Origin of the sequence: Anabaena sp. CCY 9402-a, assembly GCF_963920945.1 — a bacterium.
Lineage (GTDB): Bacteria > Cyanobacteriota > Cyanobacteriia > Cyanobacteriales > Nostocaceae > Trichormus > Trichormus minutissimus.
Genome location: NZ_CAWUDL010000085.1, coordinates 1 through 25,541, shown reverse-complemented (window position 1 = coordinate 25,541; position 25,541 = coordinate 1). Strand labels below are relative to the sequence as shown.

Genomic DNA, 25,541 nt, shown 5'->3' with positions numbered 1-25,541 from the left:
TGGAAACTCGCTCTGGGTCTACTTGTGTGTACACCGTAGCCTACAAGGAGAGAGGTTTGGAGAGGGGTTTTTAAAACTCGTCGAACTCACGTTAATTTTAACGACTTTAAGATCAAAAATATCCAAAATTTAGGGTGCGTCAGTGTGAAACAATCTAGCAATACTGAAAAATTATTCATACTGACGCACTCTACTAAACTTAAATTTGGGATAATTTATTTTTTGTTGTTTTCTTAGTTTGAGTGAATGTAGGCTTTTTCAACAACTTGTTTATAGAATGCTTCCAAGCCTGCAACACAAACTTTATCATCAAATAATTTGTCATGACGCTGACTAATGCGTTCTGAAACATCCCGTCGCCAAGCAGGATTCTGTCCTAATTTGACAGCAATATCAATATATTCCGCTTCATTTTGAGCGATAGTATCTGTCACTCCTATCATTTTCAAAAAGCTATCAGAGTGACGACCCCGCATAAATTCGCCAGGACAAGTAACAATAGGAAGATTACAAGCGATCGCTTCTAAGGTAGTATTACCACCAGACCAAGTAAATGTATCTAAGTAAACATCTGAAAGTAAGTTAATCATCAGATAGTCAAATCTTTCTGGAATACTAAGAAATACACAGTAATCCTCAAATTTTAGCCCTAAAGCAGCAAAAGCTTTTTGTAGGCGTTCTTGAAGTAAAGTACCACGCAAAAATATAAATTTAGCTTGCGGCACACGGCACGCTATTTCCGCAAAAATAAAATCATATTGTGGTAAATATTTAAACGGTGCTTGACAGCATAAATAGAGAACATCATTATCTGACAAGCCAAAATCAGCACGGCTTTTAACAACTTGTGGAATATAAGGTTTAGGGTAAGAAACACCAATATTCGGTAAGCGAATTAATTTTTCTGAATAATGCTCTTGAGCATTTTCTGCTTCCATTAACTCGCTAGACAAAAAGTAATCAATATTAGATAAACCAGTGGTTATAGGATGTCCCCAAGCAACACATTGAACTGGTGCTAATCGCAAAGCACCCATGAGTAAAGTTTGGGGATTCATGCCAATTTCTGGATACACTAAAATGTGTAAATTATCCGCAATTATTTGTTGACAAACACCCGATAAATTGTAAGGAATATGGTGAAAGCAATCACTATATTCTCTAAAATTATTGGTCACTGCATCTGGTTCATTACCTGTGTAATAACAGTAAATTTCAAAATTTTTATGATCACAGTATTTTAACCAGCCAATTAACCAGAGTGTACCACTATAAGAATGCAGATAATGGGAAACATAACCAACCCGAATTTTTTGATTATGTTGTAGTTTAGGCATAGCTAAAGGGGCAACCCATTGAGGAAAATTAGCCGCCATGATTTCATGTACTAACTTCCCATATTGACGTTGTAAATCTATATCATTTTGTGCTTGATATGATAAATAAAAATTAGTTAGCCGACCTATACCAGCTAAAGCACTCTGTTTGTCTTCAAGAGTATTGAGAGATGTTTGCTCAATTAAATCTTGCAATCCTTGAGTATAGCGTTGGCGATAAAATGGTATTTCTTCTTGATTATTGTAAATACTTGGAACTGTCAAATATTTAAGAATCTTAAATGTATAATCATCAGGTAAATCTTGACAAGCCTTTTCCGCACTTACAATAGCTTCTTGAATACGCCGATTACGCCGCAAGTCAATAATCAATGCAAAATGAAATCTACCGTCAGTAGGATAAAGTTTAATTCCTTGCTCTAGAGTCTGAAAATACTCATCTAGCAAGTTTAAATTTCTATAACACTGGCTTAAATCCCAGTGGATATCTGCACTACCTTGGTGTAATTCTAGCAGTTTTTGATATGAGGCGATCGCGTCTTGCCATCTTCCTTGGCTAAATAATTTTTTACTTAAGCAAAAAAAAACTCTTCATCTCGGACTTGACTAAAACTTTCTAGTTTATAAGATGTGAGAGTTTCCGTTTTTGCTTGTATCAGTGCTTGTTGATTTTCATGTTCTAAAATAATTCGTCCATGAATTTGTGGGAGTAAAGCCTTCCACTGAATGTTAGCCAGATTTCCTATCAGAGAAATTTCTAATCCATCAGTAATATCTAAATCTTCCTCCATTAGAAGATTCATTGTAATGCTAGATAGTAATAATTCAGCATCTTCATTCGCGCTATTAGTAGTATCAATCAGTAAAGTAATCTTGCTACTCTCAGAATGAGTTCCTAGTGTCTTAATTACTTGCGCTAACTCTAAATTGATTGACTCTTCTGATTGTGACCAATCAGGAAAAATAATTAAATTCATCTCTTTTAGATATCATGACACAAAAGCAACAACAGTTAAAGCACAAATAACAATTTATCCTGGTATTTTTGACAAAACAACCTTTATTTTTGTGCTAAGAATGCAGGAATTAATTGTTTATAAATAGGAATCATGGATATACTTCTGAACTTTTAACAAAATCATTATATTCTGACATTATTTTTGTAATAATATGACTATATTTATCAGGGAAAGCTACTATATCTGTATAATAAAAAGTATTAGTTTTGTTATTAACATTATTAAATAAATACTCATTTATTTGCTCTACAAATAAAGATGAACATCCATAAATTAAGGGATTACCAAAATTATCCATAACAATATAGTTTTTATAATTCATTTCTGATAATTTATCCAATAAATTTTTCGCCTGATATATGTCTTTTTGAGACGAAATCTCGTTTTCCCAATATAATATTGGATTGTCTTTTTTTATTAAGTTTAAAGAAGATAAAAGAATTTCAAAATCGAATCCATCAGTATCCGTTTTTAAAAGTATACATTTACCCAGATTTTTATCAAGAAATATAGATTCTAATGAATCTGATTTCATAATCTTATTTTTACTTTCTACTGCTCTCCCCGTACCTTTATTTTTTAGCAATTCCACATTATTAAAGTTATTTCCTGAGACAAAAGAATTCACAATAGTTGCTCTTTGTCTGTATCGTGAAAGATTATATTCCATAATCTGGAAAAAATCTTCATCAGCCTCTATACATAAAATTGGGTTTAAGCAATATTGGAGTAACAAAGCTGTTGTATCACCAATATTTGCTCCAATATCAATTATACAATCTTGATTGTTTGGTAAATGTTTAGCTATAACACCAATAAACTTATCATAAAGTCTAAACCTACTCTGGTAGTATGGCAACGCGTGATCATCGGGAATAATAATTGGTATTTCTCTGATATTGTAAGTAGGTAAATGTTTAAATATTTTATTTTTTTCTTGATTCAACTCTTGTAATATATTATCTATTTGATGATTTAAATTATTAATTTCGCAAGATAGTATTTTATTTATTGCGACTTGCGACAAAGCTTGATGATGCTCATATTTTAAAACAATTCTAGCATTGATACGAGGTAGTAAAGTTTCCCATTGAATGTTAGCCAGATTTCCTATCAGAGAAATTTCTAATCCATCAGTAATATCTAAATCTTCCTCCATTAGAAGATTCATTGTAATGCTAGATAGTAATAATTCAGCATCTTCATTCGCGCTATTAGTAGTATCAATCAGTAAAGTAATCTTGCTACTCTCAGAATGAGTTCCTAGTGTCTTAATTACTTGCGCTAACTCTAAATTGATTGACTCTTCTGATTGTGACCAATCAGGAAAAATAATTAAATTAATTTCTTTAAGGTTTAAAGATAGAAGAGTCGCATCAATTAAAGCGGAGCTAACAATTTCTGACATTTTAGACCAAGAAAACTTTTGTATTTGAGCTAAACCCCCACTAATTAATGATTGGCGAATAGACGGTTTTTGCACCTCACATAGTGCATTTGCCAATCCATCTACATCTTCATCATTTACATATATTGCAGCTTCTCCTGCAACTTCTGGAATCGAAGCATTAGGACAAGTAATTACAGGACAACCACAAGCCATTGCCTCTATTATCGGCATTCCAAATCCTTCATATTTAGAAGGATAAACTAATGCGATCGCACCAGAATAAGCTATTGCTAACTCTTCATCACTGAGTTGTAATGTATGAACAACACTACCTAATGTATATGCTCTAAATTCAGATGCTAACGCACCCCCAACGCCTGTACAAACTATATCGAATCCATAGCTGTTAGCAAGTTGTGAAAAAGCTCGGAAGAACAAAATACCATTTTTATAACCACTACCTGTCCCAACCAAGAGGAAATAAGGTTTTGTAATACCATATTTCGTTTTAAAACTATTAACTTTTGAAGATGCTGCTGGTAATAGCGGATTCTTCACACCACAGTGCGCTACCGTTACAGATTCTCTAGAGATATGAGTAAATAATCTTGCCAGATCACGCGCAGTATTTTCTGAAATTGCTATGTGAGTAAACGCTTGTTTGATAGCCTGATGTTTTGCTTGCCACATGGGATTATTCATATCCCATCCCATAACTTCTGGTATCATGTCATAAGCCATGAATACAGAAGGCGTTATAATTGGTGTAGTGTAGTAGGAAGAGATAAATAAATCTGCACCTTCTTGATCACACACTTGCTGTAGCATTTCACGATCAGCGTCGGTGTTATCATAGTCATAGCTTGGTATAGTCAGGTATCTAATACCAGGAATTTTAGGAGATGTTCCTACACGATCAAGTACAATAATATGCTTAGAGAAACTATTGCTTGCCCATTCTTCTAACAAAGATTTCCAGACACGAGCAATACCTGTTTTATAAAGTTGAAAGAATACACCATCTATTAATATAGTTAGATTTTTTGAGGCAGATTCAATTTCTGTTTTTTGACCATTTACATAATTAGGATAATGATGATTAATTAGTGATGTAACAGCTTTGGAATAGTCACTTTGCAGTAAAGATTCTTTTATGAAATTATTAGAATTACCGTGGCACGCATTATAAAAAATATCAGAGGATAGTTTCTTTTCGGTTAGTAAGTGTAAAGATTTACCATTAGAGTAAAGATTTAAATTATATTTATTCGCAATTACTGATAAAGCTTCAAATGTATATAGTGATATATGCTGTCCCTCATGAGTTGCATAGTACCACCATTCATCAGGTTTAGGGTTATTTTCTGGTAAAAGTTCTGTACCAAATAAAATATTTTTAGAAAATTGGAGAATATTTTCTACTTCTTCAATAGGATTAACAAAATGCTCAAAAACTTCAAATGCCGTTACTAATTCATAATTGTTATTTTCGTTTTTATCTATTTCAAAACCTTGAGCAAACAAATTAGTGCAGAATTTATCAAACCAATGAAAATCAAAACCTAAATCCCTCATCATCCTAACGAAAAGACCATAACCACCACCGTAGTCTAAAAATTTATCCTCATGATCAAAAACATGAAAAATTATTTGAGATGTTCTTTGTGAAAGATGATGATTGCGGAATACTAGACCAACATCAGTTTTAGCGATAGCATCAGAATAAGCTTCTGTTAACCAATAGGGTTCTTCTGTTTGAACAAAGCCACAATTAGAACATTGAAAATAATTTACATTATATTTACCTAACAAAATGGTGTCAGCAAAAAAAATTGCATCAGATTCACAGACTTTACATTTTATCGACATAAAAATTTATACCCTTTATATTTTTTTGAATAAGAAATGCTCACAATAAGTCAACTATTATTCATTAGTTAGGTTTAGTTTTATTTTTATTATTTTTTTTCGCGCTTCTTAATATCCTCCAAAATAACCTTATAATCTTGTCTATCAGGATGCAGCTTAATCAACTTCTCCAAAGGCTCTATTGCGCCTTTAAAATCTTTCAACTGCACCCGCGCTAAAGAAAGCTTCTCCAATGCGATTTGGTTATTTGGTTCTCGCTGTAAAACTAAGTCATAACCTTTAGCTTGTTCTTGTAATGAAGACTCAAGAGATGTAGTGGTAGTTACTGGCTGCGGATTCTGGATAGCCTGTTGAATTGCTGGAACGACTGCAAAAACCGTTGAACCTACAAAACCAATAACCGAAACTATTGTTACAATCCTTGTTTTCCGTTCAATCTGCTTTTTACGAGCAATTAAATATTCTTCTCCTGGACTAGCCATATTTTTACGTTACTTGTGGTAAATACTTAGTTACAGCAATCTTCTAGATAAGAGATTACCCAATTACCACCCAGAAACTAACATCTGAACTAAAAACTTTTCATGTTTGAAGGGAAATAGTGCCGCAAGGCGGAAGTCAAAAGTCAAAAAGTTTGTATATCAAGACTTGTGCCTGTTTGAAATGGTAGCTTGATTTACTCCGTGCTGTACGAAGGGGATTGCACTTCCCAGAGGGAACGGAGAGAACTAGTAGGCTCAGTGGGGACTGGAGACAGGGGACAGGGGAGAAAATTTCGATACCCAATTTTGATATGTCTGCTTAATCTCTAGAGAAAAATTAAATCTATGTTAAGATTTACAATGGTTTGATTTAACTTTAGATGTTTGCGTTATTGTGTATAACGGTTGAACCTACAGAGCAAACATTCGCTCACTGTTCTTTCGACATCTTCAATCAGCCAGTATTTTATGGGCTTTATAAAAATTGCACAGATTCTGGTAGATACAAAAAATAAGTTTTTACAAGTCGTCCCTGCTTCTGCTGTTATTGCAACCTTGAGGACGACAGGTTTTTTCTTCCTGCATTCACTATATGTGCTTGGTGAAATCTAAGTTTTGTGGAGTAATTACCGTACAAAACCGAATTTCATCATAAATGAGCAGAGTTTGTTATGGTATAGTAAGAAAGTTAAGACTAGCTTTGCCAAAAACACACTCTACGCATTGTTGACATTTGCAAGACGGAAAGCAGTTTTGATTAAGCATTTCATTTACCCAATAAAATTTTCAATTGATATAGAGGTTATGACTCAGCAAGTAATTCACCCAATGGTGAAATTGCAGCGTAACGTGCAATCACTCCTTGAATCGAATATTATCAAGCCAAATGATAGCATTTGGAAAATTGCGCTGCTTTATGGCAATGACTGGCAGCACTGGAAACAGGAACTGCTAGATTTCGGTTTCACTATGCAAGACCCAATCGGCGATTTACTTGATGTTGAAACGTGGGATGAGGAATAGATTGGGGACTGGGGACTGGGGACACGAGCAATATACATGAAGCGCAATCTATCTAAATAGTGATAGCGTCCGTAGCCATCAGCTATGTTCAGCAAAATGCTAAAAGCTGCTCTGCGTAACTGATAGCTCAGATTGTAACATTCACAATCTGGTAATCTGTTTGCCAGTCGATAAGCAGCTTTTAATAACTTGAGACTGTCTTGATAGAAGTCTAAAGACTCAAAACCCCTATCTGCCATATCATGCCAATAAAAAGTCCTTCAATTTTATGAAGGATTGTCACCAATTGCCCAATCCCCAATCCCCAATCCCCAATCCCCAATCCCCAATCCCCAATCCCCAATCCCCAGTCCCTTAATGACAATTAGCTAATACTTGGGCTAATTCCTTCGCCGTTTGATAACGATCGCGTGGTAAAGGTTCGGTAACGCGCTCGATAATCTCTCTTAGTTGGGGCGTAACAGTAGGAATTTTGCTCACATCGAAGTGAAAGTTACGTCCTTTTTGGCGATAAAACTTGAACGGGTTTTCACCTGTAAGCAGAAAAATTAGTGTTGGTCCGATCGCATATAAATCAGATTGTGTCAGAGGTTGTCCCCGTTCCTGTTCGGGAGCGCAATAACCCTCTGCACCTATACGAGTACCTGGGGTTGTGCCAATTTCCTTAACTGCGCCAAAATCCAGCACAACTATTTGATTATCTGCATTCCGCACCATCAGGTTAGCGGGTTTAATATCGCGGTGGATTAGTGGTGGTTCTTGGCTATGAAGGTAATCTAGAACATCGCAGGTTTGAATCATCCAGGCGATCGCTAGCTTTGGTGTAACTGGCCCAGTGGTATAGATTCGTTTTTCCAAATCTTGTCCATGAACTAATTCCATTGCCAAGTATTTTTTACCAGCTTCTACAAAAAAGTCATAATACTTAGGAATTCCCTGATGATTCAGGCATTTAAGGGTGTTAGCCTCCCGTTCAAACAATTCCTGAGCTTTAGCAATTTTCGCCATATCAGCATTCATTTGCTTCAACACGAATAATTGCTGGCGTCCCGCAATCAAGCTATCTCCATCCCAAGCCAGATAAGTAGTACCCATACCTCCCTGTCCCAGAGTTCGCAACACCTGGTAACGGCGAATTGTCTGCTGTACAGTGATAGGCTGACCACAATGAACGCAGAACAGATTCCCAGGAGCATTACCTTCATGCTTACAACTGTGGGATGAACCACTCGACTTGCTACTAGAAATAACTGGTTTAGCAATATTTCCCGGTATCTCACCAGCAGCAGATAATGGGTTATGCCCCACCGTAGGCGTTGGCGTTCCGCCCACCGTAGGCAATTGAAAATTAGGATTCGGTGTCGTCTCCTCCTGAATCTGGAACTGCAAGATTGGCCCACCCTGCGCCAGTTGTAGCTGGGCATTATTAGGCAACGAACCCTGAATTACCAGTACACCGTCTAGAAAAGTGCCGTTTGTACCTTTACTAATTATTTGCCATGAGCCAGCATTCTTAGCAGAACTAACTTGCCGAATTTCGAGATGATGCCGGGAAACCAAACTATCAGTTAAAACAACATGATTATCCGCCGCTCGACCAATCCGAATCACGGCGGAATTTTCAAAGCACCACTGTTTGAGGGGTGTTTTTTGTTGCGGTTCTAACAAAGTGAGAGTAACCACAATACAACCTGGATAAGAGTTAGGGACTGGGGACTGGGAATTTTAGATTTTGGGTTTTGGATTTTAGATTATTCAATCCAAAACTCAAAATTGCAAATCCACTCATTGAAAAGCTGGGGATTGGGGACAGGGCAAAAAAAGTTAAAAATAAGAAGATTCTTTTTTTGTCTTTTAACTTCTACCCTTTGATTTCTTCGTTCCCTAAGAGGGTTTGAATTTTGAATTGATTATTCCCTACTTCCCACATTCGGGCGCACTTTTGCCCGGATAAGTATAGCAGTAATGTTGTCATGACCGTTATATTGGTTTGCCAAGTCGATTAATCCTGTGACACCTTGTTCCAAGTTATTGGCAAAACTTAATAAGGGTTGGAGGTGGGTTTCCCAGTAAGTTTCTAGTAAGTCATTGTCTGATAGACCATCAGAAACCAGAATAAACAGGCTATCCTCACTAATATCGAAAAACTCGACATCAGGATTAATGGCAGTTTCGTCACGAGGCCCCAAGGCTTGAGTCAGTTGATAAGCATCAGGACGAGAATAAGCGATACTAGCTTCTACACCTCTATTGATTTCTCGTTGACCAACTTCATGATCTACCGTCAATTGTTCCAAGCCCCGCTTGCGAGTCAGGCGGTAGAGGCGACTATCTCCCACGTGGGCAACGGCGGCTTGATTACCTTGAATCAGGAGCATCACCAAGGTAGTACCCATGCGTCCCACCCCAGAACGGGCATCTTGTTGATTCTGCCCGTAAATTACCTCATTAGCTAAATAAACCGCTTCCCGAATGATTTCTTCGGTCGGTAGTTGATGAGTATTCCAGTGTTCTTGAAAATATTGCCGCAGGGTCTGGACTGCCAATTCACTGGCTACCTCACCGCCCGCGTGTCCGCCCATACCATCGCAGAGAATATATAACCCTTGTGCTTGTAAAGAGCGGTTTTTGGGTAAATCTACTTTTTCAATTTTAGTTGCAATGCCGAAGCAGTCTTGATTATGCTGACGTTGACGACCAACATCAGTGCATCCTGCATCTTCTAAACTGCTTAACTGTACTGATAAGACAACTGTCGGTAGGTCATCCGCTCTACTGGCAGAATCTTCAAAATCATCTACTTGTAAGAGAGTGGGTGAAGTTGTTTGTTCTGCTTCCATTGGCTGAAAAATGGGGGATGTTGTAACTTCTAATTCTGTGGCTACTTCTTGTAAACGCGATCGCAATTGTGCGATCGTTTGAATAGTACCTTGCTCTAAATCATCCAAAACTTGTATTAATAACCCAAATTGAGTACGTTGTGAACTTCTAAACAACGCCTGCCAAACTCGTCCCAAAGCTCTTAAAGTTAAAGGCTCTGCTGAAAGCCCCAAAGGTTCTTCTTCCTCCTCTTGTAATTCAGACAATATTTGATTATCCCGTGTTTCTCCGTACAGTTTTTGTAGCCCTAGTGACTGGTCTTCATCCAAACGCAGATTCGACAAATCTAACAAACTGTAATGACAGTTAAGTGGTTCTAGTAAAACCCAGAGTTGGGTCATTTGATAACACCAGTGTAAAATTTGTGACGAACTGGTTGTTTCTTTCTTCCACGAATCTAGTAGAGACTGCCAATCAGAACGGTCTTCAATGAGTATCACCTGCACATCACCATCTTGCCAAGCATCATGAATTTTCGGTATTTCTGGGTGATGGGGGGATTGTAAAGAAATGTAAGCCTCTGCAATTTTGGGAATCCCATTGGGTTCTGCCACTGGCGCAATCAAGCCCTGTCGTTGATTAGCTAATATAGTCTCCACTAGTGAGACTTGATAAGGTTGACAATCTAAAACCCTGGCACACACTTCAGCATTCTGGGGTAATGGCGTTGCCAAAAACTGATAACGTTGCTCTTGATCTAAATAAGAGCCTACAGAGAATTGTGGTGGCAAAACTGGATCATTAGGCATTGGGAACGAGGCATCGGGCATTTCCTCATCAATGTTTTCCTCCTCCTCTGCACCCCCTGCTTCCAATCCCCATTGCCCCTTATCCCCACAGGGGGCCGCGAGTTCCCCAATCCCTTCTTTCTTAACAATCGCCCACCAAACTGTTCCACAGTCTGCACCACAGTTATGGCACTGTAGAGCATTGACAGGAACATCGGTACTACATTTAGGACATACCTTGTAGGACAAGGAAGCACCACATTTTTGACAGAATTTGTTAGCGTTAGGGTTTTCAAATTGACACTCAGGACAAATTAGCATAGTGGAAGTTCCTTAATTCCTGTTCCAAGGTGCTTCTAGCCACTAAGATCCAAAGTGCCACAATTGGCCGCACCTGCCTACAGTAGACCTACAAAAAATTGTGGTTTCACCCGTGAATTTTGGTGGCAGTATTAATTGTGACGCATATTAGCTAAATATTTCAGACATCGACAAGGGAATTTTGGTGAAATGGGGGAATGGGGATTGGGGATTGGGAGCAGGGAGTGCAGAAGGGCAGAAGTTATTCAATGCGTGAATTTATCCTTTCAGCGAAAGTTGGATAGTAAAACAGGTACGATTTGACCTACTCTCAACTGTAATTGTACCGCCCAATTGTTGGGTCAGTTTCTGCACTAATGCCAATCCTAAGCCTGTACCGCCTTGCTTGGTAGGGTCGTTAGTAGGAATGCGATAAAATTTGTCAAAAATGCGGGGTAATTCAGTGCTAGGAATTTCTACACCGGAATTAATGACTTGCAAGAGGATGTTGTTGGCTTTTTTCTCGGCAGAAATGATAATGGCTGTATCTGGAGGGCTGAATTTACAGGCATTGCTGAGTAGTTCTATGAATATACGTTCTAAATTAGATGAATCGCAGGCTAGAGGCGGTAGAGAGTGAGGTATCTTGATGCTGAAATTTTGTTGACAAAGGTGAAAATTAAGTTGTTTAAATTTCTCCACCACTTGCCATAGCCATTGCTGGATTTGAATTGTTTCTAATACCAAAGGTTGAGAGTCGCGCTCTAGACGCTTTAAATCAAGAAAATTATTAATAAGATTTATTTCGCGATCGCACTCATTATTTAAAATCTCAAAATAGCAAGCTGCTTTAGAAATTTCTGTATTCCCTTCAAATTTCTGCTCTTTACGTAGTGCGATTCCCAACATCTGAATCGCCATTTTCATATTAGTGAGGGGTGTACGTAATTCGTGGGAAACCGTACTGATAAATTCTTCTTTCAGACGAGTGAGGCTTTCTAGTTCTTCTAATTTATCTGGTATTAATACTTGATTATCTTGTTCATTATGTAACAGCGTATGGCGGGATGATTCATTGGCTCGCCTAGTGTCTTCTGCTTGCTTGTGAGCAGTAATATCTTCACAAAGCATAATAATTACTGGCTTGTGAACCTCATAATCAGGTAGAAACCGCAGTGTTACTTTTACCCATTTTATTTGACTTAGGGGACAGTCTAAACGAAAATCGCCACAGTTAACTGCACTTTCTGCGGCATCTGTCAATAAGGCTTTAAATTCATCAGCTAGCCTTTGTTTCTCTGACTCGCCAAACAATTTTAAAATGGGCTGTTGAATTAATTGTTCTCGTGTGTAGCCGAGACAATTAGCTCCAAACTGGTTAACAGATAAAATTAACCCTGTTACATCTAAACTCAAGTACACAGACGGAATATTTTCATACAGCATCCGATACCGTTGCAGTTCCACTTGGGTATGGCGTAGCTGTTCGGCTAACCCCAGTTCTAAATTAGAGCCTGGTTCAGGTACAAGTTCTAAGCAAGTAGGATTTGCAGACAAGATATTTAGTTGGTGAGTTTGAGTCCAAAGCGATGTCTGAGGAGAAGCAGCTATGCGTCTACGCTGATTTAGGCTCATAAGAGTTAAAATTGCGCTCCAAGGCGGATGTTGACTATTTGGGAATAAAAAAACAGCATTATAGTGTTTTTCCTGGCTTTCTGGTAAAAATCAGCAAATAAAAAGATTATTATGCTTTCTGCACCTTGGAAAATTTTCTATCTACGCCTAGCTATGATTCTTTATCCCGCTTTGCAGGCGAATTATGTAGCAGTTTAACTTCCGATGGCGTTAAATCTCGCCACTCACCTAAAGCTAGACCATCTAAGCGCAAATGAGCTATGCTCACCCTGACTAAACGCAAAGTCGGAAACCCCACCGCCGCAGTCATGCGCCGTACTTGGCGATTTTTACCTTCTGTTAAGGTCATTTCTAACCAAGCTGTAGGCACATTTTTGCGAAATCTAATTGGCGGATGGCGATCGCACACAGGCGGATCTGCTGGTAATAACCTGACCTGTGCTGGTCGCGTGCGGTAATCTTGAATTTCTACCCCTGTTTGTAATCTGGTTATAGCATCTACATCAGGAATACGCTCTACCTGTACCCAATAAGTCCGTTGATGTCCAAAACGCGGATCAGACAGACGATGCTGCAACCTCCCATCGTTGGTTAATAGCAATAACCCTTCACTATCCCAATCCAATCGCCCCACAGCATAAACATCCGGTACATCGATATAGTCCTTGAGGGTCTGATGTTTGGGAGTTTCCTGAGTAAACTGGCTCAAGACACCATAGGGTTTGTGAAAAATAATATAGCGATAGTCATTAGTCATTAGTTATTTTCCCCTGCACCTCTACTGAATTGTCTCCCCAATTACCTAATAGTCAGCTTACCTAAACAGCTTCACACCTTATAAATTGTTAACCTTCTTGTCCCCACCCATAAACAAGGTGATACACTACATCCATGCTAGGGGTGCTTGCACCAACAGGCTGAGATCACACCCTTAACACCTGAGACTGGGTAATACCAGCGAAGGGAAGCTGTTTATCGAGGGAATTTCATATGCGGAAAGAATGGGTTGCTAAACGTAGTGGGCAAAGCAATGTAACTCAAATGCACTACGCACGTCAGGGTGTCATCACCGAAGAAATGCAGTATGTCGCCCAACGAGAAAATCTACCTGCTGATCTGATTCGAGAGGAAGTGGCGCGGGGACGAATGATTATCCCTGCGAATATTAATCACACCAACTTAGAGCCAATGGCGATCGGCATTGCCTCTAAGTGTAAGGTTAATGCTAACATCGGTGCTTCACCCAACTCTTCCAATCTTCAAGAAGAAGTAGATAAATTAAATTTAGCGGTGAAGTATGGTGCTGATACCGTGATGGACTTGTCCACAGGTGGCGGTAACTTAGATGAAATTCGTACTGCTATCATCAACGCCTCCCCCGTTCCCATTGGTACAGTGCCAGTTTACCAAGCTTTAGAAAGCGTCCACGGCACAATTGAGAACCTCACGCCAGAAGACTTTCTGCACATCATCGAAAAACACGCCCAGCAAGGGGTAGACTATCAAACCATCCACGCCGGGATTTTGATCGAACATTTACCTTTAGTAAGAAGCCGCATCACCGGTATTGTTTCCCGTGGTGGTGGTATTTTGGCGCGGTGGATGCTGCATCACCACAAACAGAACCCACTTTACACCCATTTCCGCGACATTATTGAGATTTTCAAAAGATATGATGTCTCCTTCAGTCTAGGGGATTCTCTCCGCCCCGGCTGTACTCATGATGCCTCCGATGATGCCCAGTTAGCCGAACTCAAAACCCTCGGACAACTCACTCGCAAAGCTTGGGAACATGATGTCCAAGTCATGGTAGAAGGGCCAGGACACGTCCCAATGGATCAAATTGAGTTCAACGTCAAAAAGCAGATGGAAGAGTGTTCTGAAGCCCCCTTCTATGTACTTGGCCCCTTGGTGACAGACATTGCACCAGGTTATGACCATATCACTTCCGCAATTGGTGCGGCGATGGCTGGCTGGTATGGTACAGCAATGCTATGCTACGTTACACCAAAAGAGCATTTGGGACTACCCAATGCCGAAGATGTGCGAAATGGTCTGATTGCTTACAAGATAGCCGCCCATGCTGCCGACATTGCTAGACATCGTCCAGGCGCAAGAGACAGAGACGATGAACTCTCTCATGCTCGTTATAATTTCGACTGGAATCGTCAGTTTGAATTATCACTCGACCCGGAAAGAGCGAAAGAATACCATGATGAAACGTTACCAGCAGATATTTACAAAACTGCTGAGTTTTGTTCCATGTGCGGCCCTAAATTCTGCCCCATGCAAACCAAAGTTGATGCTGATGCGCTGACTGAACTAGAGAAGTTCTTGGCAAAAGAACCTGTAACGCAAAGTTAGTAACGTAGGGTGGGCATCATTCATTGCCCACCTGATTAAATACCTGAGATTACTATGCTCCCCTGAAGAATTACTCTGACAGCATTCCCAGCTTTGCCTGCTGTCTACTGGCTTTTTTAATTGTATTTATGGATTGCTTAAAAAATTGGGGAGATTCAATTGTTGTACCATCTGAGCAAGTGAGGAATGAATCAAAAATTTGCTTGGGAGAGTCGCTATGCGACCCTAAAATTCCCCAACTAATTCCCCAATTCTCGATACCGTTCTTGCAGGTCTTTAATCGTAAACACCACCTCAAACTTCAACCCGACAGACTGGTAAAATTCTGCTCCCCCTTGTTGTCTGTCTACTAGTGAAATCACTTCATCAACAACATAACCAGCAGCCCTGAGTCGTTCAACGGCTTTCATCGCAGATTGTCCAGTCGTGACGACATCTTCCAACACCACCACCTTTGCACCTTCAGGTAAATTTGGCCCTTCAATATACGCCTTAGTCCCATGACCTTTAGCTTCTTTGCGAATAATCAAGGCTGGAATTGGTCGATTTTCATAAGCAGAAACTACACTCACCGCCGATACAATCGGATCAGCCCCCAGTGTTAAACCAGCTACAGCTTGAGTATTTGAAGGTAATAGAGATAAGAGGATGCGACCAATTGCTAAAGCACCTTGGGGATGGAGTGTTACCTGCTTACCGTTGATGTAGTAAGAACTGGGTTGTCCAGAAGAAAGAATAAAATCACCCTCTTGATAGGCGAGTTGACAAAATAAATCCAGTAGTTTTTGACGCAGATTAGTGACATCCGCAGTAGCTGCCCAATTATCTGACTGGGTAAGGGTTTCAGTAGAATACGTCATTACAAAACACTAAAAGTTATGCTACACCAAAGGTTGAACTCATAAGAGTTCTGAACTTAAGCATAAGTTAAGATTTACCCAAAAATTGAGGAGTAAACAAGATGGGTATAAAATTTAAGTCTCTTAGTGGTTTGTTAGTGCTTTTAGCTACTGGTATGGCTTTTCCCTCGATCGCTAATGCTGAGTCAGAAGTACCCAATTATGAAAGCACAAGTGATGTATTTGAGCGTGCTTATTTCCGCCATGATCGCAATTTTTATGAAAATACTACCCCCAAACGTCAATTAGACTCATTTTTGGGTTCTGGCTCTGGTTTCCGCAATTCCTTCCCCGAAAATGAGATTGCCCGTGATGCGGAATTGCTAAATACTCTTTATAAAGATGTCTTAACACAGCAATCAATGAATGATCCTTATCTTCGTACACCAGATTTACCAAATCCTTACAATTCATCGCTGCTTATGTCCCCCCGCTTGAATGCTAATAAGTTAAAGGTAGGGACAGAATTTCGCTTTGATACTTCACTACAAAGATAGGAGTGGTGAGTGGTGAGTGGTGAGTGCTGAGTAGTGAGTAGTGAGTAGTGAGTAGTGAGTGAAACAATTTATTGATCGAGCGTAAAACCCCATCCCCTTGTGGGTGGGGATGTAAGCGAGCCAGGAACTTTGGTACAATAAGATTATCTACTTGAGACATGACATTTCTTAAATGCAACACCAGTTGATAAGAAAAAGTGGTTTGTCGGTGAAGGTAGAAATAATTGAATCTGTATTCACTCTCGTGAAATGGATTCAAATTCTTCTCCCTACAAACAGTTCGGCTGTGCCGGGGAGACAGGGTACGGTCAATTACCCGTATGTTTCAGCCGAGTCTCTCGGTTAGTTTCAAGCCCTATCCCCTTGTGGGTGGGGCAGTTGACAGTATTTGGCTTTTAGACCTAGTTTTTGTACTGTAGTCACTTAAAAATACTCTTATTGATCACTTAAGGCTCATAACTCAGCACTCATAGCTCATAACTCAGCACTCATCACTGATTAAATCCAGGGTGCAGGAGTTGAACCTGCCTTGGGCGAATTATGAGTTCGCTGCCTCAACCGCTCGGCCAACCCTGGTTAGAATTAGATTGTATCCTATTGTTTAGGCTTTGTGTACCATCGCAAATGGTCTTAATTGATTTTTATACTACACAATTTATTTATGGCATAGTGCAGACTATGATTAATTAAGTTATCTTAAAGATTTTAAGATACAGCTTTAACACTCTTAATATACTTCAGCTAATATAGACCAGCATTCTTTTGCAATAGCTTGTCAGCAATGAAGATAAATTCTACTGTAATTCTTACTTTGGTTTTGTTAATCCTTATGTTGGGGTCAGGTTCTGTCAGTGCATTTTTGGGGTTTAACTTGGGAAGTTCTGCACTCAAAGGTGTCACCACGCCAGATAGTCGTCCCCCTAGCAAATTTGCTAGCACTAAGTCCAATAGCTCCCAATCTGGAGAAGTGACACTCTTAAAAGAGGAGGACATCCTGAAAACTGTTAAGGCGCGAATTGAAGGTAAAGCTAAAGTCGCTAACTCAGACAAGCTAGATGAAGACGATGAGGAAATTAACAACCGCAAGCAGAAGCAAAAACAAAAAACGGAGGTAGTAGTTGAAGAGAAGCCACAAGCAGGATTTCCTGTGACGGCTGAAAGTGAAGGTGTAACTTTCGCCGTGCAATCTGCTCGATACTCTGGTGGTGATTTACTACTGAAAGTCAAAATGCAGAATAAAGGTGCTGATTCTGTGCGCTTTTTGTATAGTTTCTTAGATGTGACTGACGATCAAGGTAGAACTCTGAGTGCAAGTACAGAGGGATTACCAGCAGAATTACCCGCAAGTGGCCCGGCATTTTCTGGTACAGTGAGCATCCCTACAGCTTTACTAGATGATGTGAAGAAAGTATCCCTTGCTCTGACAGATTATCCTGATCAAAAACTGAAGCTAGAAGTATCAAATATTCCTGTAGATAGATAGGGACTGGGGACTAGGAATTTTAGATTTTAAATTTTAGATTTTGGATTGAATAATCTGAAATCCAAAATTGCAAATCCAAAATTGAAAAGCTGGGGATTGGGGATTGGGGAAGGGAGGAAAACTAATAACTTTTGACTTTTTTCTGCTCAATTCCCCAATCCCCAAGAGGAAGAGTTTTGTATGAGCTGTGGCGGTGAATGAATTTCCTAGTTTGAGCTTGACAGATGTGGGGCTGCGGTTGTTATCGGTACTCTTACTGATTTTAATCAATGCTTTTTTTGTAACAGCAGAATTTTCTATGGTGACAGTACGCCGATCGCGTATTCATCAACTAGTTCAGGCTGGTGATATCCCAGCGATCGCAGTCGAAACACTGCAACGTAGTATTGATAGAGTATTATCAACAACCCAGCTAGGTATTACCCTCTCTAGTTTGGCTCTGGGGTGGATTGGTGAAAGTTCGATTGTGGTGGTCATCGGTTCATGGCTCAAATCCTTTCCTTTAACCGCCAGTATGAGTAGTGCGATCGCTCATTCCATATCAATTCCTCTCACCTTTTTTTTAATTGCCTATCTGCAAATTGTTTTAGGGGAGTTATGCCCTAAATCAGTAGCCATGCTCTATTCTGAGCAGTTGGCTCGGTTTTTAGGGCCTTCAGTTAAAGCGATCGTGCGTTTTTTCAGCCCCTTTATCTGGATTCTCAACCAATCTACTAGTTATCTGTTGCGACTCTTTAGGATTGAATACACCGGCCAAAGTTGGCGGCCGCCTGTAACGCCTGAAGAGTTACAGCTAATTATTTCCACAGAATATGAATCTACTGGCTTAGAAACTACAGAACGAGAATTGCTCAATAATGTTTTTGAATTTGGTGATGTCACAGCCCAAGATGTGATGATTCCTCGTACTAGTATTGTTTCTTTGTCCAAAGATGCTACTTTTGATACCTTACTTCAAGAAATGCTCTCTACTGGGCATTCTCGTTATCCCATCATCGGTGAATCTTTAGACGACATTCGAGGAATTGTTTACTTTCGGGATTTAGCTAAACCCTTAGCTACGGGACAACTCAATTTAAACAGTCAAATTCAAGCTTGGATGCGTCCAACTCGGTTTGTACTAGAAAATACGCATCTAAGTGAACTCTTACCGATGATGCAGCAAGAAAAGCCAGCTATGGTGATAGTCGTAGATGAATTTGGGGGAACAGTAGGGCTTTTGACTATCCGAGATGTAATTGCGGAAATTATTGGCGATGTGGGCGAATCTCAAACCAGTGACGATTTGCTCATTGAGATGTTAGATCCCCAAACATTTTTAGTCCAAGCCCAGGTTAACTTAGAAGACCTCAACGAAGTGTTGCATCTCAATTTACCCTTAACCAAGGAATATCAGACCCTAGCTGGTTTTTTACTTTACCAATTACAGAAAATGCCTCATATGGGCGAACTTTTTCGCTATGAAAATCTTGAATTCACAGTTGTATCCGTTGATGGGCCGCGCCTGCATCAAATTCAACTGCGACGGTTGGAGGAATAGGGAATAAGAATTTTAGATTTTAGATTAAATCCCAATCCAAAATCATCAATCCAAAATCCACGCATTAAATTGCCCAATGCCCACCTTAAGCATAAGGTAGTGGATCAACAAGTCCTAATTCGGCGAAAGCGGCTAGTCGCAGACGGCAAGAATCACAGACACCGCAAGCAACATCACCACCGGCATAGCAAGACCAAGTGAGATCCCAAGGTACTCCTAATTGGTTGCCAAGCTGGATAATTTCGGTTTTTTTCAGTTCCAGCAAGGGAGCAACAATTTTGATTGGTTGCCCAACCCGTCCTTGTTTCGTTCCCAACCGGAAAACTTCTTGCATTGCTTGGATATAGTCAGGACGACAGTCAGGATATCCTGAATAATCTAGGGCGTTGACTCCAATGTAAACACGTTCAGCTGCGATCGCTTCCGCATAGGCTAGAGCAAAACTTAAAAATATTGTGTTCCGTGCAGGTACGTAGGTTACAGGAATACTTTGTGACATCTCATCCAGAGAACGGGCTTCAGGTAAGGCGATCGCATCGTCGGTCAATGCTGAACCACCCCATTGTCTTAAATCAAAGTTAACTACCTGATGTTGAACAACCTCAGCTTTTTGCCCTACAAGCAAAGCTGAATGTAACTCTCGGCGATGTCGCTGTTGGTAATCAAATGACATTGAGTAACACTCACAACCATCAGATTTTGCTTGGTAAAGAATGGTGGAAGAATCTAATCCCCCAGACAACAAAATTACAGCTTTCATTTCCGTTGCAAATTTTTAATGTAAATCGCCAAATCAAAATCACCGCAAAGAACGTGGTTTTCCTGATGATTATCCGTAAAAATCATTGGTTAAATCTCTAAGGGATGCAAATAATTATGCAAAAATCACTTGAGTATAACCGTAGTGGACATCTTAGATAAATCTTTTTTTGTGTAAGTATTCCAGTATGATATTGTTGTTAATTAATTTGTAATTTTCCTCACAATGGAATTGCTAATCTTTAATCCAGATAATTTATTGTCTAACTGTCTTTTAAATATTTCCACTTAGAACTACTAGGTTTTTAAAGGTAATAAAAAGGCTGATTGTAGTTTGTGTATAACAGAAAAAACCGTACACTTGAGCAATGTCTATACAAAAGACAGCCAAATTACGGGAACTCATCGCAAACTTTGAAATTCTTCATAAACAGAGCCTCTATGTTACCATCTGGATGGTTTTAGACGGATAATAATCGGCTGTCAAGTATAAACGCCAACGGCCATAGCGTCTCTAAATTTGGTGGTTGAGGAGAGAACAATAGTGCAAAATAGCATGTCAGTGGCAGAACCAAATTCATATACACAGCGCAACCAGCCACGACCGATTCGCATAGGTGTAATCGGCGTAGGCAACATGGGACAACATCACGCCCGGACACTGAGTTCAATGAAGGATGTTGAACTAGTCGGTGTGTCAGATATTAATGTCGAACGAGGCTTAGAAACCGCCAGTAAATACAAGGTGCGTTTTTTTGAAGATTACTGTGACCTGCTCCCCCATGTAGAAGCTGTGTGCATAGCTGTTCCCACTCGCTTGCATTATGCTGTGGGCATCAACTGTCTTTTGGCAGGCATTCATGTCTTAATTGAAAAACCCATTGCTGCTAGTATTTCTGAGGCGGAATCCTTAGTCAATGCTGCTGCTGATTCTCAGTGTATCCTGCAAGTAGGTCATATTGAGCGATTTAATCCAGCCTTCCGCGAGCTGCACAAAGTCCTGAAAACAGAAGAAGTTTTAGCACTAGAAGCTCACCGGATGAGTCCTTACTCTGACCGAGCCAATGATGTTTCGGTGGTGCTGGATTTGATGATTCACGACATTGATTTATTGTTGGAATTAGCAGCTTCACCCGTAACCAAATTAACCGCTAGTGGTACTCGTTCCTTGGACTCTGGTTATTTAGATTATGTGACGGCTACCTTGGGATTTGCCAATGGCATTGTTGCCACTTTGACAGCCAGCAAAGTCACACACCGTAAAATCCGCCGTATCGTTGCCCACTGTAAAAACTCATTTACTGAAGCAGATTTTCTCAAGAATGAAATTTTAATTCATCGACAAACACCTGCTAACTCTCTCAACGATCATAAGCAAGTTTTATATCGGCAAGATGGTTTGATTGAAAAAGTTTATACTACCAACATTCAACCCCTAAGTGCAGAATTAGAACATTTTGTCAACTGCGTACACGGTGGTAATCAGCCCTCCGTAGGTGGTGAACAAGCACTTAAGGCTTTGAGACTAGCTAGTTTAATTGAACAGATGGCTCTGGAAGAACGGGTATGGAATCCATTAGATTGGGAGTCTGAATCAAGAGTGCAATCATTGACTCCAACAGCGTAAAAAAGTTAAAAGTTAAAAGTTAAAAGGCAAAAGTCAACAGTAAAAAATTTGACTTTTGCTTTTTTATTTTTTAGTTGTTCGTAGTGAGGACTTTAGTCCTCAAAAGCATAAGGACTAAAGTCCTTACTACAAACATCAAGTTTTGAGATAACTATTGTATGTCATCGGATTGGATCAAAAATATTATTGAATCTTTAGGCTATGGCGGAATTGCTCTGTTGATGTTTGTGGAGAACCTGTTTCCACCAATTCCTTCAGAATTGATTATGCCACTAGCAGGTTACACAGCAAATCTTCCAGATTCAAGGCTAAATATCTTGGGTGTGTTCTTTGCCGGACTGTTCGGTTCTGTCACTGGCGCACTTATTTGGTATTATCCCGGTAAATTTTGGGGGGAAAGGCGTTTGAAGGTCTTTGCTAGGAAGTATGGCAAGTGGATTGGTGTATCTAGCAAGGATATTAGTAAAGCCAAGCGGTGGTTTGAGACTCAAGGTAATAAAGCAGTTTTCATTGGTCGCTTAGTTCCTGGGGTGCGGACTTTGATTTCCGTACCCGCAGGTATGAGCAATATGAGTTTGCTACCATTCTTATTTTATACAACATTAGGTAGCGCAGCTTGGGTTGGTTTGCTAACATACTCAGGATATATGTTGGGTAGTCAGTATGAACTTGTGGATAAGTACCTAGCCCCTGTATCCAAAATTGTACTTGGGATTTTGGTTTTAGCATTTGTCGCCTGGATACTCAAACGTAAGTGCAGAAATAGCAGAATTTGAAAAACAGTTACTTTTAGTTGTCAACTGGGGGTTACATCTGGTAAAAATTCGCCTACACTATGCCAAATAATGCTGAAGAAAGCGATCGCCTAAATTTTATTAAAACTTTAAATTTTGGCGTATTTGTAGTTACACTTGACGAAGCTGAAAATTTCTGGTATCCCGCATATTTGTACGATAGGCATGGTAACTTTTTACAGTTAAGAAAGGACTAGGAGCTTGTATGACTGACCAACCTTCCGCCGCTACCCCGATGAACGCTGCTGCCATCCCTTTAAACAGGGTATCAGCATCTACCCCCCTCAATACCACAGTGCCTAAATCTAATAATGGTTTGGGCAAATCTATTCTCAGTGTCGATTTGGGCAGAACCTCCACAAAGACCTGTGTGAGCCGCGAACCTAACAATGTGATGTTCGTACCTGCCAACGTCAAGCAAATGTCCATCGAACAGGTACGAGGTGGCGTGTTTGAAGCTCGTGCTACTGACCCTCTCATGGACTTATGGCTGGAATATCAAGGCAAAGGCTACGCCGTTGGTCAACTAGCAGCAGACTTTGGGGCTAACTTAGGAGTTGGCCAGTCCAAAGTGGAAGATGCACTGGTGAAAGTTTTGGCGTGTGCTGGCTACTTCAAACTCAAAGATGAAATTTCTGTAGTCCTGGGTCTACCTTTCCTCTCGTTAGAACAATTTGAACGAGAAAAAGCCCAGATAATCAGCCAAGTCACCGGGCCTCATATGTTGAACTTCCGGGGCGAATCTTTATCTTTGAATATCTCTAAAGTTTGGGTAATGCCAGAGGGCTATGGCAGTTTGTTATGGTCAGAAGCCCAACCCAAAAAAGGTGGTAGCAGCCCTGATTTTACAAAAATATCTGTGGCGATCGTCGATATCGGACACCAAACCATTGATTTATTGATGGTGGATAACTTCCGGTTTGCTCGTGGTGCTTCTAAGAGTGAAGACTTCGGCATGAGCAAGTTTTATGAGATGGTAGCAGCTGAAATTGAGAGCGCAGATAGTCAATCTCTAGCGTTAATTTCTGCCGTTAACAAACCCAAAGGCGATCGCTTCTACCGTCCCAAAGGCGCAAGCAAGCCTACTAACCTAGATGATTTTCTACCCAACCTCATTGAGCAGTTTTCACGAGAAATTTGCAGTCGAGTTTTAGCTTGGTTGCCAGAACGTGTCACCGACGTAATCATCACCGGCGGCGGTGGAGAATTCTTCTGGGAAGATGTGCAACGTCTACTCAAAGAAGCGAAAATTAACGCCCACCTATCAGCTCCTTCTCGACAAGCTAACGCTTTGGGGCAGTATATTTATGGAGAGGCGCAATTATCCTCCAGTCGCTCTTCTAGGGCTTAAAAAGAATGTTCCAATGGTCAAAAAAGGTAGTTAAATCGGTTACGTTCAACCCAGAGGTTGCTGACGAAAGTTTGTTGGCGGTTGTAGAAAATTATTTAGAAAAACAACCAGAAAAAACTTTCAGCGACCTCTGTAAAGAAGCCTTATGGCAAACTCTATGCGTACCGGAATCCGTAAAACCTGGTCTCAAAACAGCAGAGATAGCTTCGGTTGAACAAAAAATCGATGACCTGCAACGTCAAGTGGCTGGCCTTGAGGAACGTTTTTTTGCCAAAGAATCCCATCGGTTGGAGGCATTGGAGAGCCAAATTTTGCAACTAACGCAGCAAATGGCGCATCTGGCAATTATGGTGACAGAACGACCTGTAATATACTCTTCGCCTCCACCCGCACCAGCAGCAGATGTAGTCAACACTACTACCTATCCTGTTGAACCACCAGAAGAGGTTGACCCAGTTATTAGTCGTTTAAGTCAGTTTCTGGATGATTTTTAACAAAGCACCATAAATTGTGAGCATCTCATGCTCCTATAAAAACTCCTTAATAGTTTTGACTATTAAGGATTATTAATATCTATAGATTGGGAATTTTGAATTAGTTTGAACCTAAAATCTAACGACAGTTCGGCTAATAATATCTGGAACGGGCGTAGTGAAGTTGTTCAACGTCTTTTAGCCCAAAAATGTGAAATTTGTGGGGCAACGGACAATATTGAAGTCCACCATATCCGCAAATTAGCAGATATTAAGCCTCATGGTTGTAAGGAACGCCCCGAATGGATGCTCAAAATGTCGGCACGTAAACGTAAAACCCTCGTGGTTTGCCGTCAATGCCATGAGAAAATCCAATACGGACGCTACGATGGTGAAGCTCTCAAACGTAAAGATTACTGGAAAGCTACGTGATACGGAAACGGTCATGCGTAGTTTGGAGGGGGGTGGTTGGAAAAGTGCCAATAATGGTAACTCGCTAGCTACCCACCCTACCGCGCGTCCGGTTCTAATTGGGAGGGGCGGAAGATAATACTTCCCCTCGACCTAACTCAATACCTACGTGGCGGCAAAATCTGTCTTGGCTACTTTTACCCCTATGACCTTAGTGGTGCAGAAAAGTCCTGAAGGCTTGATATAGGGGGAATTTTGCTGAGACAAGGGTGACACAGAGGGGGAAGACATGGGATGCTCAAGTTTCCACACAAAAACTACCTATGTCAGTCCCCCATCTTCATCGTCAACTGCAAGCTCAACTAAATGAACAGGGTGTAGGGGGTAGGGTGTGGGGTGTAGTGAACCCCATACTTAAAAGTAGGGGTTTCAAACAAGGACTTCGTGTTTCTAATACTACGTATTTTAAAACACATTTTTACAAAGATTTTCATACTTAAAAGTAGGGGCTTGTACCCAGGTGTTGGGGCTATTCTTTTCCCTACACCCCACACCCCGCCCCAACGGGGCTTGGTCAGTGAAGGTCGGCGCAAAATGCTGGATTGGCATAGCCAACGGGGATTGAGCTTAGAGGGTGACAAGGCAACTCTAAGCTATGCAGGACAAAACTTTGAGAAGAT

At 40.3% G+C, this 25,541-nt stretch carries 20 protein-coding genes, 1 tRNA gene, 4 pseudogenes and 1 riboswitch; of the genes and pseudogenes, 11 read left to right on the top strand and 14 right to left on the bottom strand.

Annotation, left to right across the window (positions count from 1 at the left end; all coding sequences use genetic code 11):
* Positions 1 to 233: 233 nt before the first annotated feature.
* From ACM0OR_RS23835 to ACM0OR_RS23810, 6 genes and pseudogenes are all read right to left on the bottom strand, one after another.
* Positions 234 to 1,853 (bottom strand): O-linked N-acetylglucosamine transferase, SPINDLY family protein, encoded by a 1,620-nt coding sequence (locus tag ACM0OR_RS23835; protein WP_414579015.1) that lies wholly within the window; start codon positions 1,851 to 1,853, stop codon positions 234 to 236.
* Positions 1,854 to 1,909: 56 nt separating this feature from the next.
* Entirely contained in the window at positions 1,910 to 2,314 is a 405-nt protein-coding gene (locus ACM0OR_RS23830; RefSeq protein WP_414579013.1) for a hypothetical protein, read from the bottom strand.
* 130 nt (positions 2,315 to 2,444) lie between these two features.
* Positions 2,445 to 3,119: pseudogene (locus ACM0OR_RS23825) on the bottom strand (FkbM family methyltransferase); the annotation flags it as partial.
* Positions 3,120 to 3,317: 198 nt separating this feature from the next.
* Positions 3,318 to 4,781 (bottom strand): annotated as a pseudogene (locus ACM0OR_RS23820) (glycosyltransferase family 4 protein); the annotation flags it as partial.
* A gap of 219 nt (positions 4,782 to 5,000) precedes the next feature.
* A pseudogene (locus tag ACM0OR_RS23815) lies at positions 5,001 to 5,615 on the bottom strand (class I SAM-dependent methyltransferase); the annotation flags it as partial.
* 89 nt (positions 5,616 to 5,704) lie between these two features.
* Positions 5,705 to 6,097: a tetratricopeptide repeat protein gene (locus ACM0OR_RS23810; RefSeq protein WP_414579012.1), complete on the bottom strand. Its 393-nt coding sequence runs from the start codon at positions 6,095 to 6,097 to the stop codon at positions 5,705 to 5,707.
* An 804-nt stretch (positions 6,098 to 6,901) separates the two neighbouring features.
* Here ACM0OR_RS23810 and ACM0OR_RS23805 point away from each other — a divergent pair.
* Positions 6,902 to 7,120, top strand: coding sequence for a DUF4327 family protein (locus ACM0OR_RS23805; RefSeq protein WP_190698503.1), 219 nt, complete (start codon positions 6,902 to 6,904; stop codon positions 7,118 to 7,120).
* Between the two features lie 35 nt (positions 7,121 to 7,155).
* Here ACM0OR_RS23805 and ACM0OR_RS23800 read toward each other — a convergent pair.
* The 5 genes and pseudogenes from ACM0OR_RS23800 to ACM0OR_RS23780 form a co-directional block, all read right to left on the bottom strand.
* Positions 7,156 to 7,359 (bottom strand): annotated as a pseudogene (locus ACM0OR_RS23800) (four helix bundle protein); the annotation flags it as partial.
* A 115-nt stretch (positions 7,360 to 7,474) separates the two neighbouring features.
* Positions 7,475 to 8,803: a protein kinase domain-containing protein gene (locus ACM0OR_RS23795; protein WP_414579011.1), complete on the bottom strand. Its 1,329-nt coding sequence runs from the start codon at positions 8,801 to 8,803 to the stop codon at positions 7,475 to 7,477.
* A 227-nt stretch (positions 8,804 to 9,030) separates the two neighbouring features.
* Complete coding sequence (locus tag ACM0OR_RS23790; protein WP_414579010.1) at positions 9,031 to 11,049, bottom strand: serine/threonine phosphatase; 2,019 nt, start codon at positions 11,047 to 11,049, stop codon at positions 9,031 to 9,033.
* Between the two features lie 258 nt (positions 11,050 to 11,307).
* On the bottom strand, positions 11,308 to 12,663 hold the full coding sequence (locus ACM0OR_RS23785) for an ATP-binding protein (RefSeq protein ID WP_414579009.1): 1,356 nt from the start codon (positions 12,661 to 12,663) through the stop codon (positions 11,308 to 11,310).
* A 151-nt stretch (positions 12,664 to 12,814) separates the two neighbouring features.
* Positions 12,815 to 13,420 (bottom strand): rRNA large subunit pseudouridine synthase E, encoded by a 606-nt coding sequence (locus ACM0OR_RS23780; protein WP_414579008.1) that lies wholly within the window; start codon positions 13,418 to 13,420, stop codon positions 12,815 to 12,817.
* Between the two features lie 129 nt (positions 13,421 to 13,549).
* A riboswitch (TPP riboswitch) is annotated at positions 13,550 to 13,646 on the top strand.
* A 7-nt stretch (positions 13,647 to 13,653) separates the two neighbouring features.
* Between ACM0OR_RS23780 and thiC the strand changes: the two genes are divergently transcribed.
* Positions 13,654 to 15,027, top strand: a complete 1,374-nt coding sequence (gene thiC, locus ACM0OR_RS23775; RefSeq protein ID WP_414579007.1) for a phosphomethylpyrimidine synthase — start codon at positions 13,654 to 13,656, stop codon at positions 15,025 to 15,027.
* A 239-nt stretch (positions 15,028 to 15,266) separates the two neighbouring features.
* Here the strand turns inward: thiC and pyrE are convergent, their stop codons facing one another.
* Positions 15,267 to 15,887 carry an orotate phosphoribosyltransferase gene (gene pyrE, locus ACM0OR_RS23770; protein ID WP_414579006.1) on the bottom strand — a complete coding sequence of 207 codons (621 nt, stop codon included), beginning with the start codon at positions 15,885 to 15,887 and terminating at the stop codon, positions 15,267 to 15,269.
* 101 nt (positions 15,888 to 15,988) lie between these two features.
* Between pyrE and ACM0OR_RS23765 the strand changes: the two genes are divergently transcribed.
* The gene (locus ACM0OR_RS23765) at positions 15,989 to 16,423 is read left to right on the top strand and encodes a hypothetical protein (RefSeq protein WP_414579005.1); all 435 of its coding nucleotides are present in this window, start codon (positions 15,989 to 15,991) and stop codon (positions 16,421 to 16,423) included.
* Between the two features lie 503 nt (positions 16,424 to 16,926).
* Here ACM0OR_RS23765 and ACM0OR_RS23760 read toward each other — a convergent pair.
* Positions 16,927 to 16,999, bottom strand: a tRNA-Ile gene (locus ACM0OR_RS23760).
* A gap of 205 nt (positions 17,000 to 17,204) precedes the next feature.
* Between ACM0OR_RS23760 and ACM0OR_RS23755 the strand changes: the two genes are divergently transcribed.
* Positions 17,205 to 17,906, top strand: coding sequence for a hypothetical protein (locus ACM0OR_RS23755; RefSeq protein ID WP_190698471.1), 702 nt, complete (start codon positions 17,205 to 17,207; stop codon positions 17,904 to 17,906).
* 193 nt (positions 17,907 to 18,099) lie between these two features.
* Positions 18,100 to 19,446, top strand: a complete 1,347-nt coding sequence (locus ACM0OR_RS23750; RefSeq protein ID WP_414579014.1) for a hemolysin family protein — start codon at positions 18,100 to 18,102, stop codon at positions 19,444 to 19,446.
* An 85-nt stretch (positions 19,447 to 19,531) separates the two neighbouring features.
* Here the strand turns inward: ACM0OR_RS23750 and queC are convergent, their stop codons facing one another.
* Complete coding sequence (gene queC, locus ACM0OR_RS23745) at positions 19,532 to 20,206, bottom strand: 7-cyano-7-deazaguanine synthase QueC (protein ID WP_190698465.1); 675 nt, start codon at positions 20,204 to 20,206, stop codon at positions 19,532 to 19,534.
* 543 nt (positions 20,207 to 20,749) lie between these two features.
* Between queC and ACM0OR_RS23740 the strand changes: the two genes are divergently transcribed.
* The 6 genes from ACM0OR_RS23740 (at position 20,750) to ACM0OR_RS23715 (ending at position 24,882) form a co-directional block, all read left to right on the top strand.
* On the top strand, positions 20,750 to 21,832 hold the full coding sequence (locus ACM0OR_RS23740) for a Gfo/Idh/MocA family oxidoreductase (protein ID WP_323267269.1): 1,083 nt from the start codon (positions 20,750 to 20,752) through the stop codon (positions 21,830 to 21,832).
* Positions 21,833 to 21,990: 158 nt separating this feature from the next.
* The gene (locus ACM0OR_RS23735) at positions 21,991 to 22,608 is read left to right on the top strand and encodes a DedA family protein (protein ID WP_414579004.1); all 618 of its coding nucleotides are present in this window, start codon (positions 21,991 to 21,993) and stop codon (positions 22,606 to 22,608) included.
* A gap of 59 nt (positions 22,609 to 22,667) precedes the next feature.
* Positions 22,668 to 22,823 (top strand): hypothetical protein, encoded by a 156-nt coding sequence (locus ACM0OR_RS23730; RefSeq protein WP_190698456.1) that lies wholly within the window; start codon positions 22,668 to 22,670, stop codon positions 22,821 to 22,823.
* Positions 22,824 to 22,831: 8 nt separating this feature from the next.
* Positions 22,832 to 23,977 (top strand): ParM/StbA family protein, encoded by a 1,146-nt coding sequence (locus tag ACM0OR_RS23725; protein ID WP_190698453.1) that lies wholly within the window; start codon positions 22,832 to 22,834, stop codon positions 23,975 to 23,977.
* Positions 23,978 to 23,982: 5 nt separating this feature from the next.
* The gene (locus ACM0OR_RS23720; protein WP_323267267.1) at positions 23,983 to 24,471 is read left to right on the top strand and encodes a plasmid segregation centromere-binding protein ParR; all 489 of its coding nucleotides are present in this window, start codon (positions 23,983 to 23,985) and stop codon (positions 24,469 to 24,471) included.
* 105 nt (positions 24,472 to 24,576) lie between these two features.
* The gene (locus ACM0OR_RS23715; RefSeq protein WP_414579003.1) at positions 24,577 to 24,882 is read left to right on the top strand and encodes a hypothetical protein; all 306 of its coding nucleotides are present in this window, start codon (positions 24,577 to 24,579) and stop codon (positions 24,880 to 24,882) included.
* Positions 24,883 to 25,541: the final 659 nt, after the last annotated feature.